A 13,376-nucleotide genomic window follows, 5' to 3' on the forward strand; every position below is an offset into this window, starting at 1 on the left:
CGAAATTCTGCGGGAGCGCTTGGATGGGGGGACGTACGGGTGGGGGGCCCGTGCGGGCTGAGGCGGTCAGCCGGCCGGGGCGCTCCCGTCGCTCCGGCCGTTGCCACGGGTGCTGTCGGACACGGGCGCGTGGTCGCGCGCCTGGACTATCGGGGTTGGGGCCATGGGGTTCGACCCCATGTGCGCGGGGTCCGCGTGGGCGGAGCGCGTGTGGACGGCGTCGAGGTGGGGGGAGCCTGTGTGTCCGGAGTCCAAGTGGGCGGCGTCGGCGTGGGAAGAGCCGGTGTGGAGAGCGTCCGTGCGGGCCGAGCCCATATGGCCAGGGTCCGTGCGGGCCGAGCCCATATGGCCAGGGTCCGTGTGGGCCGAGCCCGTGTGTTGAGCATCTGCGTGGGCGGAGCCCATGTGCTGCGAGTCCCGGTGGGCCGGCTGCCCGTACGCCGGCTGTGTGCCCGCCGGCTTCCCGCAGTCCGAGTCTCCGAAGGCGGACTCTGCGAGGGCCGAGTCTGCGAAGGTCGACGGCGTGAAGGGCGGCTCCCCGGGCGCCGGTTCCCCGTAGGCCTGTTCCCCGTACGCCGGCTGCCCGCCCGGCGACTCACCGGACGCCGGCTCCCCGGGCGCCGGTTCCAGGTGCTGCTGGGCCTCGGCGAGTCCGATGCCACGCTGGAAGGCGGCCATCAGCCCGGGATCGTGGCCCGCGACGGTGTCGCTGTCCTGGCGGGGGGCGGGGCCCCCGCGCAACTGGGGCACGATGTGTTCCTGGGCGCGCCGGCGCGGCAGTTGGGGCTTGTCCATGGTGCCGCGCACGCTGCCGCGCGGGCTGGGCAGAACGCCCGCGTGCGCCTCCACCGCCGGCCGGTCCACGGCGCTGATGCCGGGCACGGCCTCGGCGGGGGTCGGCCGCGCGTCCTGGGCGCCCCGCACCGGGAGTGGGGCGGGCGCGAGTCCGTTCCGCCCGCCGTCGCCCTCGGCACCGCGGCGGGTGGGCCTGGTCTCGGCGTTCCGCCGCCCGGTCCCGCTCTCCGCGCCACGCCGCCCGGTCCCGCGCTGCGCGTGCCGTCGCCGTCCGGTGCCCGGTGCGGGCCCGGCCGGCCCGGCACCGGCCCCGTTCACCACCTGGGACCCGGGTCCCGGCTCGAACCCGGGCGCGGCCGCCGGTTCGGGGGCGACCACCGGTTCGGGCGCGGCCCCCGGTTCGGGTGCGGCCGCCGGTTCGGGTGCGGCCGCCGGTTCGGGTGCGGCCGCCGGTTCGGGTGCGGCCGCCGAGCCGGCCGGGAACCCGGTGCCGGACCCGGCCTCGGCAGGCAGTCCGGCCGGCTGCTGTCCCACTGGGTTCCGCCCGCCCGGCGACACGGGTACCCGGATCGGCTGCGGCTGCTGTACCGCACCGGTGTCCGCGGGGTTCCGCGGCTGTGCGGCACCGGCCTCGACCGGGGTACCGGAGATTCCGGCCGCCGCTCCCAGCAGTGCCTCGGGGACGACGAGTACGGCCTGCACACCGCCGTAGATGTTGGTCTGCAGCCGCACCGTGATGCCGTGGCGGCGGGCGAGCTGGGAGACGACGTAGAGGCCGATACGGCCGTCGGCCAGCAAGCTGGCGACGTTGACCTGGTCGGGATCGGCGAGCAGTGCGTTCATCCGGTGCTGTTCGCCGACGGGCATGCCGAGTCCGCGGTCCTCGACCTCCACGGCCAGGCCGGAGGTGACGAGATTGGCGCGGAGCAGCACCTGGGTCTGCGGCGCGGAGAACACCGTTGCGTTCTCGATGAGTTCGGCGAGGAGGTGGATGACGTCGGCGACGGCGTGCCCGCGCAGTTCGCCGTCGATCGGCGGCACCAGTTTGACCCGGGAGTACTGCTCGACCTCGGCGATGGCGGAGCGCAGCACCTCGGTCATGTTCACCGGATTGCTCCACTGGCGCCGGGAGACGGCGCCGCCGAGCACGGCGAGGTTCTCGGCGTGCCGCCGGATCCGGGTGGCCAGGTGGTCCACGTGGAACAGACCCTTGAGCAGGTCCGGGTCCTCGATCTCGTTCTCCAGGTCGTCGAGGATCGAGATCTCACGGTGGACCAGGGACTGGAGCCGGCGTGCGAGGTTGACGAAGACCTCGAGCTTCTGCTCGCTGCTCGTCTGGCTGGAGAGCTGGGCCGCCCGCACGACGGCGGTGACGGCGCCGTCGTGCGCGCGGGCCAGGTCGGCGGCGAGCAGTTCGAAGTCGTCGGTCTCCTCGGGCGGCCGCCGGCGCGTGGTGCGCTGGGGCGGGGTTTCGCCCTGGCGCAGCGCGTCGACCAGGGCGTGCAGATCGGCTTCCCCGCGCGCGGCGGTGCGGCGCAGCGCCGCGACCCGGTCGGTGACCGAGCGGGCCGCTCGGTCGGCGGCCACGGCGGCGATCAGGATGCCCGCGACCGCCACGGTGACCGCTCCGGTGAGGACGGCCCACAGGGCGGGGCCGGTGCGCGCGCCCGTGGAGCGGATGCTGAACAGCACGGCGGCGGTGGCGCTGAGCGCGACGGCGAGGGGCGGCAGTACCGCGAGCCGCATGAGCTGGGGCCGTATGTGCGTTTCGGGCAGTGCGGGAGCGGGTCGGGCGACCGGTCGCCCGTGCCGGCCGCTCTCGCGACGGTCGGCGCGGGTGGCCGGTGCTCGGAGATGAGACATCTGCGTCCTCGTACTGGTCCGTCGGGCCTGTTTCCTCGCGCGGTGCGGGCATGCGTCGATGCGGGCACGCGCCCTCGCGATGCCGGCCGACGGGACCGGTGTGCCCGGCCTCACGACGTCCGACGGACACTCACAGTAGTTGCCTGCACATCATGTGCGGTGGGCAGTTGACAAACTCCTACGCGCAGCGTCCCGCTCTGGTATGACGCCTCGTACGAAAGACCGATAACCGGGTTGAGGTTTCCCCGCTATCTCGAAAGCGATCGATAAGACCTGGTCAAAAACGGTCACCGCCTTGGCGCGGCGTTCGGCGAGCCGGGATCGGCCGCCCTTCACCGCCGGACGTTTCCGACGGTGGTCTCCTCGCGCCTGCGCGGCGCACACCCCGTCCGGGCCCCCGAGACCGACCGCGACGATGTCACGCAGAGTGTCAGCCTTGGCCCGAAGGACGCCCTCACCGAGGGGCGCTCTCCCCGAACGAGCGCCTCACCTGCCGCCGGGCGCCCTAGTTCCCCGGGGCGCCTCGCTCGTCGGGCGTCACCGGGTGACCGGCTCATCCGGCGTTTCACCGGGTGACCGGCTCATCCGGCGTTTCACCGAGTGCCCGGCTCGTCGGCCGTGTTCACCGGGCGGCCGGCCCGTCGGGCCGGCCGCCCCGCTCAGCCGCGCTTGGGCGGCTCGGCGACGAACGCCCCGACGGAGCGCCAGGTGCGCCGGACGTCCCCCGACACGCCTCGCCACCACGCCTCGGCCGGGAGCTTGCCGGCCGGCTCGAAGGGCTCGCCGGGCCGGGGCAGGGCGACGGCCTGGCCGGCCTCCTCCGCCGCCTCCTTGGTCCACTCCCCCGGTTCGGCCCAGGGGTGCGGGGCGAGGTTGAAGGTGCCCCAGTGGATCGGCAGCAGCGCGCCGTGCGCCGCACCGCCCTGCAGGTCGAGGTGGGCGCGCAGGCCTTCCTCGGGCGTCATGTGGATGTCGGACCAGAACTCGCTGTACGCCCCGATCTGGACCATCGTGGCGTCGAACGGGCCGTGCGCTGCTCCGATGTCCTTGAACCCCTCGAAGTAGCCGGTGTCGCCGCTGTGGTAGATCCGGTGCTCCTCGCCGGCGACGACCCAGGACGCCCAGAGGGTGTGCTGGGTGTTGCGCAGTCCGCGGCCGCAGAAGTGGCGGGCGGGAGTCGCCGTGAGGGTGAGCCCGCCGACCTTCGCGCTCTCGTGCCAGTCCAGCTCGCGGAGCCGGTCCGGGGACACGCCCCAGCGTTCGAGATGGGCGCCGACGCCGAGCGGCACGGCGAACACGGTGTCGGTGCCCGCCAGGGCCTTGATGCTGGGCAGGTCGAGATGGTCGTAGTGGTCGTGCGAGATCACGACCACGTCGACCTCGCCGAGCGCGGCGATCGGCAGGGGCACCGGGTGCAGCCGCTTCGGCCCGGCGAAGGGGAACGGGGAGCAGCGCTGGCCCCACACAGGGTCGAACAGGACCCGGTGACCGTCGATCTCCGCGAGCACGCTGGAATGTCCCATCCAGGTCAGCCGCAGTCCCGTGGCGGGTGGCTCGGCCAGGTCGGCGAAGGTCGTGGGATGCACCGGGATGGTGCCCTTCGGGGCGCGCAGGGGCCTGGTGTCCTTGTCCAGGAACACCTTGGCCAGCTCCAGCGTGGAACCGGAGGGCCGGGTGCGCGCGGTCCCGCCCGGGTTCTGGAAGACACCGTCCTTGAAGTGCGGGGAGCGGCGGATGCGCGCCATGCGCTCACCGTCCGGGTCCGCGCCGAAGGCCGCGGGCCGCAGCGCGCGGAGGCCGGAGCTCGAGGGACGCGGACCGGTCACGGTACCTCCAGGTGGAGTGGGTGAGGTCCTCCATTATGGTCGGCCCCTCCGACAGCCCGGGACCACCGGTCCCACCTCCGGTTCCGGCGCACGCCGCCGAAGACCCGCCCAGCACGCCGACCGGCGGGGAGCGACTCCGTATACTGATTCGCGGTTCAGTAATGCAGAGATGCGGGAAAGCAGGGACGTGGTGCCGCGGCGACCCTCACCGCGGCCTCCCTCGCGGCCTGCGGGCCGCCGGTCACCGGGCCGCGGCCGGGCCGCCCTACTCTGATCCCCGTCCCCGAGGAGGCCCCATGACCGCCCCCGCACCCCTGATGTCGCTCGTCTGGACCGACCACGTCACCGGCCACCAGGGTTTCCTGGTCGTGGACCGGCTGGTGCGGGGCGTGGCCAGTGGCGGGCTGCGGATGCGCCCCGGCTGCACGCTGGAGGAGGTGGCGGGGCTGGCCCGCGGCATGACCATGAAGGAAGCCCTGCACTACAACGCCGAGGGGCGGTACATCCCGCTGGGCGGCGCCAAGGGCGGAATCGACTGCGACCCGCGGGCCCCGGAGGCCTACGGGCTGCTGGTGCGCTATCTGCGTGCCGTGCGGCCGTACATCGAGAGCTGCTGGACCACCGGCGAGGACCTGGGGCTGAGTCAGGACCTGGTGGACCGCGCCGCGGCCGAAGCGGGCCTGGTCTCCTCCATCCAGGCGGTGTATCCGCTGCTGGACGACGAGAAGGCGGCCCGCGAGCGGCTCGCGGCCGCCTTCGCAGTCGAGGTGGACGGCATCGGCCTGGACGAGCTGGCCGGCGGCTGCGGAGTCGCCGAGGCGGTGCTCGCGGCCCTGGACCGGGCGTCGGTGCCGTACCCGGGCACCCGGGTCGCGGTGCAGGGGCTGGGCACGATGGGCGGGGCCACCGCGCGCTTCCTGGCGCACGAGGGCCTGATCGTGGTGGCCGTCGCCGACGTCAAGGGCACGATCGCCAATCCGGCGGGCCTCGACGTCGAGGCGCTGCTGGCGGCGCGGGACTCCCACGGCACCGTCGACCGGCGCGTGCTGCGCTCCGGGGACCGCGAACTGCCGGGCGAGGCCTGGCTGTCCGCCGATGCCGAGGTGCTGGTGCCGGCGGCCGTGTCGTACGCGATCGGCACCGCCGAACAGGCACGGATCGCCGCCCGCTTGATCGTCGAGGCCGCCAACATGCCCGTACTGCCCGAGGCGGAGGCGCTGCTGGCCGCGCGCGGGGTGACGGTGCTGCCGGACGTGGTGGTCAACTCCGGGACGAACGCCTGGTGGTGGTGGACCCTGTTCGGCGACGTCGGTGCCGACGCCGACGAGGCGTTCGCCCACATCCGGCGTTCGATGCGCGCGCTGATCGACCTGATGCTCGACCGCGCGGAAGCGGACGGCACGACGGCACGAGCGGCCGCCCACGCGCTGGTTGCCGACCGGCTGCCGGTGATCACGGAACGCTTCGGGTGGTACCGGTGAGGGACCCGTCCGCTCCGCACGGCCGGCTTTCCGATTCGGTGCCGCCCTCGGCCACGGACTAGGGTGACCGCGTGGCGAGAGTGCGGTTGAGCGTGGCCGAGCGGCAGGAGGAGCTGTTGCGGGCCGCCATCCAGCAGATCGAGGCGCGGGGCGTGGCGGCGGTCAGGATCGCCGACGTGGCCGCGGTGCTCGGCGTGAGCAACGCGCTTGTGCTGTACCACTTCTCGACCAAGGAGAAGCTGGTCGCCGCCGCGTTCACCTACGCGGCACAGGACGATCTCGCACATCTGCGCAAGCTGCTGGGGCGCCGCACGTCCGCGTTGCGCCGGCTGCGGGCGGCGGTGCGCTGGTACGCCCCCACGGGTCAGGCCAAGGGCTGGCGGCTGTGGATCGAGGGCTGGGCCGTGTCCTTGCGCGACCCCGCCCTGCGGGAGGTCACCCGGAACCTGGACAGGCAGTGGAAGGCCGCGCTCACCGAGGTCATCGCCGAGGGCGTGGCGGCGGGCGAGTTCGGGTGCGCCGACCCGGCCGGTACGGCACTCCGGCTGACCGCGCTGCTGGACGGGCTGGCCGTACAGCTGACGTCGTATCCGGGCGGGGTGCCGAGGGCCCGGGCCCAGGACTGGGTGGACGAAGCCCTGGCCCGTGAACTGGGTCTGGACCGGAAGGCGTTGACCGAGCGGGAGCGGTGAGCGCCGCGTAGGCGCCCCGTACGCGCCGGGAGCGGTGAGCGCCCCGGACGGAGAGGGAGCGGCGAGCGCGCCCCTGCGGATCGGGAGAGGCGAGCGTCCCGGACGGAGATGAGGCCGTGAGGGCCGCGCAGTCCCCCCGGGCGGTCCCCTGCTCGCCGGGGACGGGCGCCCGGCGCCGGCCGGGTGCGGCCCGTGGCCGGCGTGCCCCCTGGCCGCGAGGGCGTGCGGGGGCACGGTCGGCGAGGTCAGGCCACGGAGGCGATCCTCATCTTGATGTCGTCGGGCGACAGGGTGCCCTTCGCGGTCACATGGTCACCGGAGGACTCGCCGCGCAGCCGTCGCCCGATCCACGGGACGAGGAACTCGCGGGCCCACTGGACGTCGTCGCGCCGGACCTCCAGGGTGCCCCGCGGCGGCAGCGGCGGCCACGACTGCTCCGGGTCGGCCGGGACCTCGAGGTCGAGCGCCTGCCCGGCCCGCAGCGCCACGCGCGTGTGCCCCTCGGGCGAGAGGTGGAGCCGGTCGCTGTCCCAGGCCCTGCGGTCCTGCACGGACTTGAGGGACCACAGGTCGAGCACGGGACAGCCGTACCGGTCGGCGATCGCGCGCACATGCCCGTTGTACGTGGCGATCTTGCCCCGCAGGTGCTTGAGCAAGGGGACGCCCCGGGTGTCGAAGCCGGTCGTCACCAGCACCGTGCCCGCGGCCCCGGCCAGCCGGGCCAAGGCCCGCTCGAACCGCTCGGCCACCTCGTCCGGGTCGGTGCCGGGGCGGATGATGTCGTTGCCGCCGGCGCAGAAAGAGACCAGGTCCGGGGCCAGTTCGGCGGCCCGGGGGACCTGGTCGGCCACGATCTGGTCCAGCAACTTTCCGCGTACGGCGAGGTTGGTGTACTGGAAGTCACCCTCGGGACGCCGGTCGGCGAGAAGCACGGCGAACCGGTCGGCCCAGCCGACGAACGCCCCGTCGGGTCCGGGGTCGCCGACGCCCTCGGTGAAGCTGTCCCCCACCGCCACGTACGACCCGATCACTGATCTGTTGTCACTCTTCGAATCGTCTGCCACATCGGACCATGATTCACCTCTTGATGTGACCTACGCGACCGTAGGCAGGGGTTGACGGCCGGTGAGATGAGACACCCTTAAATAAGTTGCCAAGCCAGGAATAGACCTGTCGGCGGCGATGTTGAGCGTGTGATTCGTCGTCGTGTGATCGTCGTGCGGACACACCGAAGGCCGGACCCGGGGATCGGAGTCCGGCCTTCGGAGGCGTGTCAGGCGGGTGGTTCGGGGTGCGGTGGTCCTCAGCCGACGGCGACGCCGTGCCGGCGCAGGTAGTCGACCGGGTCGAGGTCGGAGCCGTAGTCCGCGGTGGTGCGGATCTCGAAGTGCAGGTGCGGGCCGGTCACGTTGCCGGTGGCGCCCGACAGACCGACCTGCGTGCCCGCGGTCACGGTCTGGCCGGCCGAGACGGAGAGCTGCGAGAGGTGCGCGTACTGGGCGTAGAGGCCGTCGTCGAGCTTGATGACGACCTGGTTGCCGTAGGCGCCGCCCCAGCCGGCGGAGACGACCGTGCCCGCGGCGACGGCCTTGAGCGGGGTGCCCGCCGGGACGACGAAGTCGACGCCGGTGTGGTATCCGCTGGACCACATGCTGCCGGCCACGTGATAGCCCGTGCCGACGGTGGCGCCGGTCACCGGGAGGGTGTAGCCGGTGGCGGTGGCGGGAGCGGTGGAGCCGGCCGGCTCGACAGCCGGGGCCGCCTGCGCCTGGGGGGTCTTCGCGGAGGCCGGGGACTGCGCCTTGGCCGACGCGGGCTGCGGGGCGGCCGATACACGCCCCGGGGCGGCCGAGGCGTGCTGCGGGGCGGCCGGCCCGGGGCTGTGCTGCGCGGCCTTCCCGCCGACCGTGAGCTTCAGGCCGGGGTGGATCAGCGACGGGTCGGCGCCGACGGCCTGCCGGTTGTCGTCGTAGAGCCGGTGCCAGCCGCCGCCGACGTGCTGCCTCTCGGCGATCGCCGAGAGGCAGTCGCCGGCCTTCACCGTGTAGGCGTGCACGGCCGGATCCTGCTGCGGCGCGGACTTCTTCGCCGTGGCCGGAACGGACTGCGCGGGCTTCGTGGAGACGGAGTGTGCCGGAGTGGCGGCGTGCGCCCCGACGGCTCCGAAGAGCGGGAGGGCCAGTGCGGCGCCACCGGTTCCGGCGACGGCGACGGAGCGGGAAAGACGCGGGGTCTTGGGACGTCGGTGCTTACCCTTCGCGGGCATGGCGCATTCCTCTCCGGCGCCTGCGAGGTCAGCTGTCGGGTTCGGGCTGGAGTTGCCCGGCCGCGCGGTGCACGGCTTCACCCCTAGCCTGTCGCGGAGACCGGACAGGCAGTCGTACCTGGTGGGTCCCCCGCTCCTGCCGGACACGGGTCAAGTGTGTGGGAATTCCGGGCGGCGGCAGGATTCGGCGTTCCGTCCGGATGGGGGCGAACGTAAGCGAGCGGGACGTACGGAAACAAGCAGCCGATTCCCGGGGTTCGCGTTCCGGAAGATCGAGGACCCGAATCCCCCGTCACCCTCCGTGAATTACCGAGCCCGCATTCCGGTAAGTTCCCTTTTCCTTATCGGAATTACGTGGACGTGATCCGCGACGCTCGGTCACCGATATGACGCTCCTCACGCGCCACCTCGCCACACACCCTCATTTCATGTCCAGCCGTATCTAGTCATGACCAGCTCTACAAATTCGGGCAGAACACCTAGATGCGACTCAATCGGAGAACCGTCGCATCCAGATCACCCCGCAGACCGGTGCGCAGTCCGTGGTGCAGCAGGACCGCCCCGCTCAGCACTTCGCCCGTTTCGCGGCATTCATACGATGCGGTGGGGTCGAGTCCGCGCAGCCGGACCGCCGGCACCGGTTCGCCGTAGCTCTGGGCCTGCAGCCATGCGAGGACGACCACGTCGTCCCCGAGGGAGTACTGGACGGCGCTCGAGCCGCCCGCCGGGGGCCGCAGCCGGAACAGCTCGCCGCGCTGGACGACCGGGCGGATCTCCTTGTACAGCTCCACCCACCGCCGGGCCTCGGTCAGCTCCTCCTCGCTCCAGCGCGTGAGGTCGCCACCGACGCCGAGGACGCCGGCCATGGCGCTGACGAAGCGGAATCGCAACGAGCTGACCCTGCCGTTGAGCTGGGTGTTCGGGCTGTCGGTGACCCAGGCGGCCATGACCTGGGCGGGGTGGATCTGGGTGAAGCCGTGCTGGATGGCGAGCCGGTCCAGCGGATCGGTGTTGTCGGACGTCCACACCTGATCGGTGCGGCTCATCACCCCGAGGTCGATCCGGCCGCCGCCGCCCGAGCAGGACTCGAAGGCGACCTCGGGGTGCGCGGCGCGCAACCGGTCCAGCAGGGCGTACAGGGCGTGGACGTGGTCGATCCACAGCCGCTGGGGGTACGGCTCGCCCGGCCAGCCCGCGTCGGTGAAGCAGCGGTTGAAGTCCCATTTCACGTAGTCGACCGGGGTGCTGGAGAGCAGGGTGTCCAGTCGCCCCCACAGATACTCCTGGACGTCCGGGCGCGCGAGATTGAGGACGAGCTGATTGCGGAATTCCGTCCGCTTCCGTCCCGGTTGGTACTGGACCCAGTCGGGGTGGGCGCGGTACAGGTCGCTGTCCGGGTTGACCATCTCGGGCTCGACCCAGATGCCGAATCGCATGCCGAGGGCGCGCACCCGGTCGGCGAGGGGTGCGAGGCCGTGCGGGAAGCGGTCGGGGTTGGGGGTCCAGTCGCCGAGCCCGGCGCGGTCGCCGGTACGGGCGCCGAACCAGCCGTCGTCCACGACGAACAGCTCGACGCCGATCCCGGCGGCGCGGCGGGCCAGCGCCGCCTGCTGCTCCTCGGATATGTCGAAGTTCGTCGCCTCCCAGGAGTTGAAGAGGACGGGCCGGTCCCGCTCGGCGTCCGGGACGATGTGCGCGCGCTGATAGGCGTGCCAGGCCCGGCTCGCGCCCCCGAAGCCGCCGTCGCTCCACAGCCCCGCGAAGACGGGGGTGGTGTACGACTCCCCTGGCGCCAGGAGCAGCAGGCCCGAGTCGTCGTACCCGGCGCCTCCCGTGATCTGCACGCGCGCGTCCGGGAGTTGGGCCACGGAGATGCGCCAGGAGCCGGACCAGGCGAGCGCGCAGCCGTAGACCTCGCCGCGCTCCTCGGTGGCCTCGGTGTCGAGGGCGACCCAGGGCAGGTGCTGGTGGCCGGTGTGGCCGCGGCGGCTGCCGATGACCTTGTCGCCGTAGGTGAGGGGGGCGGTGGTGAGCCGGGACTCGGCGGCCCAGCGGCCGTGCAGCTGGGACAGCCGCCAGCCCTCGCGGTCGGGCAGGGTCCACGTGGCGGCGTCGGCCCGCAGCAACTCCACGCGCGTGTGCCCGCCGTTGTCCACGCTCACCCAGCGCTCCACGACGTCCCCGCGCATCCGGTAGTGCAGGCTGATCGCCAGCCCGTCGTCGGCGAAGCGCAGCCGCAGCCCGCCGCCCTCCGAGTCGTACCCCTCGAAGCGCCACTCCGTGCCACGGCGCTCGTCCGTGCGCACGGAAAGGGCGGGGCGGACGAAGCGCGGGCCGCCCTCGACGGGGTACTCCTCGCGGCCGTCCAGCGGGGACTCGAAGGGCCGGTGGCCGGGCAGCGGGCCGGCGGCCAGCGCCTCGGCGTCGGCGAGCGCGATCCGTGGCCCCCAGTGGAGGTGGAGCAGCTCGTCGGCCCCGGTGAGGTGCAGGGCATAGCCGCTGGTGGGCCCCGAGAGGAGCCATGTGCGACCGTCTTCGGCGATGTCCACCATCGAGACCTCACAGGTGTCAACAGATCCACTCAAGTTCGAACATCATCAGGCTCGGGAGCCCCTGGTGACAATGCCTGTGGACAACTCATTGCCCGAGGAAAGCAATGTCGTATGGTCGACGGAGCGCCCGTCGGCGAGTCACGCCGACGGGGACCCGTCGGGAGGAGCCCCCGTGACGCAGCAGGTCCCGTCGACCGAGCCGGAACTGGCCGGAGTGCGCAATTTCCGTGACGTGGGCGGACTGCCCACCGTGGACGGGCGGCGAGTGCGACACGGAGTGCTGTTCCGCAGCGGGCACCTCGCGCACGCGACGGGCGAGGACGCGGCCTTCCTCTCCTCCCTGGGGCTGCACACGATCTTCGACTTCCGCAACGCGGCCGACCAGAAGCTGGAAGGCCCGGACGTCGAGCTGTCCGGCGTGCGGAACGTGAACCTGCCGCTGAGCGACCCGGCGGACGGCGCCGAGTTCTGGAAGATGGTCCGCGACGGCGACCTCGACCAGCTGCGCGCGATCCTGGACGACGGCAGGGCCGCGGCCCGGATGACCACGTCGTACCGGATGATCGTCAAGGAGCGCACCGCCGAGCACTCCCGGGTGCTGCACGCGCTCGCCGAGGACAGTGTGCCCGCGCTGATGCACTGCGCGGCGGGCAAGGACCGCGCGGGCATCTCCATAGCCGTCACGCTGCTCGCCGTCGGTGTGGAACGCGACGCGATCGTCACCGATTACCTGGAGTCCAACGCCAAGCACCGCCGCTACAAGGTCCGTCGCAACGGCAGCCCCACCACCGCCTACACCCCCGAGGTGATGGAGCTGCTCAGCCCGCTCTTCGACGCCCGCGCCGAGTATCTCGAGGCGGCCTTCGAGAGCATCGAGCAGACCTGGGGCGGATTCGACCCCTATCTGGAGCAGGGGCTCGGCCTCTCCCCCGAGACCCGGGACCGGCTCCGCGAGCGACTGCTGGACTGAGACCGGGCGGAGAAGCGGCGCTCCCGTGCCGCCCGGCCGGGCGGCACGGGCCCGGCCGGCCACCGCCCGCTCAGCCCTTGGCGCCCACCGCGAACAGCAGGTAGAGGAACGCGGCCAGCACATGGCCGAGCGCGATGTAGATGAGGAGCCGGATCCACAGGGATCGGGGGAACTTCTCCTCGTAGTTGCTCATGGCAGCTCTCCGGTCGACGGGCCCAGGCACAGCGTGGCCGTGGGGCTCTGCAGCAGGGTGTGGACGAACAGCAGCTCCACGCCGTCGTGGTCCTCGGCGGCGAGGCGGTGCGGGGTGAGCGAGTCGAAGTGCGCGCTGTCGCCGGGCGCGAGCAGGTGCGCGGTGTCGCCGAGGCGCAGGCGCAGGCGCCCCTGGAGGACGTAGAGCCATTCCTCGCCGGGGTGGACGCGCACGATGTCGCCCTGCGAGCCGTACGGCACGCGCACCCGGAGGGCCTGCATGCCACGGCCCGGCGCCCCGGCCCGCACATAGGTCCAGCCGCCCGCCCGGGTCGGCTCCATGTCGGCGGACCGCAGGATCGCGTCCCGGTCGGCGGCCGCCTCCCCCAGCAGGTCGGAGACCGTCGTACCGTAGATGCAGGCGAGCGCGAGGAGCATCGGCAGCGAGGGCTGGCGGTGCCCGGTCTCCAGCCGGGAGAGGTGGGCCGGGGAAAGGCCCGCGGCCCGGGCCGCGGCCTCCAGGGTGAGACCGGCACGCCTTCGCAGCGCGCGCAGTCGCGGGGCCACCGCGGGCAGCTCGGCTCCGGGCCCCGGCTCCTCGGGAGTGTTCATGCCTCCATTGAGCCGGAGACTTGCCCATGAGGCAATTTAGTTGCCTCAGAGGCAAAGATGCCGGCGCCGCCACGCGCTCACTGTCACCGTCTCGGTGACGGTGCCGCCGTCCCGGGCCGGCCGGCCG

Annotated in this window: 9 protein-coding genes, 1 pseudogene and 1 riboswitch; of the genes and pseudogenes, 3 read left to right on the forward strand and 7 right to left on the reverse strand. The window is 72.9% G+C overall.

The genetic code is table 11. The annotated features are described in order from the left end of the window. Positions 1-582: 582 nt before the first annotated feature. Together ACGFT2_RS04950 and ACGFT2_RS04955 are read right to left on the reverse strand one after the other, a co-directional pair. Positions 583-2,658: pseudogene (locus tag ACGFT2_RS04950) on the reverse strand (sensor histidine kinase); the annotation flags it as partial. Between the two features lie 659 nt (positions 2,659-3,317). Further along, positions 3,318-4,484, reverse strand: a complete 1,167-nt coding sequence (locus tag ACGFT2_RS04955) for an MBL fold metallo-hydrolase (protein WP_393273527.1) — start codon at positions 4,482-4,484, stop codon at positions 3,318-3,320. 296 nt (positions 4,485-4,780) lie between these two features. On the opposite strand from ACGFT2_RS04955, the gene ACGFT2_RS04960 reads away from it, so the two are divergent. Further along, positions 4,781-5,965 (forward strand): Glu/Leu/Phe/Val dehydrogenase dimerization domain-containing protein, encoded by a 1,185-nt coding sequence (locus ACGFT2_RS04960; RefSeq protein WP_393273529.1) that lies wholly within the window; start codon positions 4,781-4,783, stop codon positions 5,963-5,965. A gap of 71 nt (positions 5,966-6,036) precedes the next feature. Further along, positions 6,037-6,657 (forward strand): TetR/AcrR family transcriptional regulator, encoded by a 621-nt coding sequence (locus ACGFT2_RS04965; protein WP_393273531.1) that lies wholly within the window; start codon positions 6,037-6,039, stop codon positions 6,655-6,657. 245 nt (positions 6,658-6,902) lie between these two features. Here ACGFT2_RS04965 and ACGFT2_RS04970 read toward each other — a convergent pair whose 3' ends face one another. The 3 genes from ACGFT2_RS04970 to ACGFT2_RS04980 form a co-directional block, all read right to left on the reverse strand. Beyond that, entirely contained in the window at positions 6,903-7,688 is a 786-nt protein-coding gene (locus ACGFT2_RS04970) for an SGNH/GDSL hydrolase family protein (protein WP_393273533.1), read from the reverse strand. Positions 7,689-7,960: 272 nt separating this feature from the next. Continuing rightward, complete coding sequence (locus ACGFT2_RS04975) at positions 7,961-8,923, reverse strand: peptidoglycan DD-metalloendopeptidase family protein (RefSeq protein ID WP_393273535.1); 963 nt, start codon at positions 8,921-8,923, stop codon at positions 7,961-7,963. A 4-nt stretch (positions 8,924-8,927) separates the two neighbouring features. Continuing rightward, positions 8,928-9,090: riboswitch (cyclic di-AMP (ydaO/yuaA leader) on the reverse strand. Between the two features lie 312 nt (positions 9,091-9,402). Next, on the reverse strand, positions 9,403-11,475 hold the full coding sequence (locus tag ACGFT2_RS04980) for an alpha-galactosidase (protein WP_393273893.1): 2,073 nt from the start codon (positions 11,473-11,475) through the stop codon (positions 9,403-9,405). A gap of 172 nt (positions 11,476-11,647) precedes the next feature. On the opposite strand from ACGFT2_RS04980, the gene ACGFT2_RS04985 reads away from it, so the two are divergent. Next, entirely contained in the window at positions 11,648-12,445 is a 798-nt protein-coding gene (locus tag ACGFT2_RS04985) for a tyrosine-protein phosphatase (RefSeq protein WP_393273537.1), read from the forward strand. Positions 12,446-12,515: 70 nt separating this feature from the next. Here the strand turns inward: ACGFT2_RS04985 and ACGFT2_RS04990 are convergent, their stop codons facing one another. Further along, a complete protein-coding gene (locus tag ACGFT2_RS04990; RefSeq protein ID WP_393273540.1) occupies positions 12,516-12,638 on the reverse strand; it encodes a DUF6126 family protein in 123 nt (40 codons plus the stop codon). After that, positions 12,635-13,249 carry a helix-turn-helix domain-containing protein gene (locus ACGFT2_RS04995; protein WP_393273542.1) on the reverse strand — a complete coding sequence of 205 codons (615 nt, stop codon included), beginning with the start codon at positions 13,247-13,249 and terminating at the stop codon, positions 12,635-12,637. Before ACGFT2_RS04995 ends, ACGFT2_RS04990 begins: the two co-directional genes overlap by 4 nt. Positions 13,250-13,376 lie beyond the last annotated feature (127 nt).

This window comes from Streptomyces sp. NPDC048514, from assembly GCF_043199955.1.
Lineage (GTDB): Bacteria > Actinomycetota > Actinomycetes > Streptomycetales > Streptomycetaceae > Streptomyces.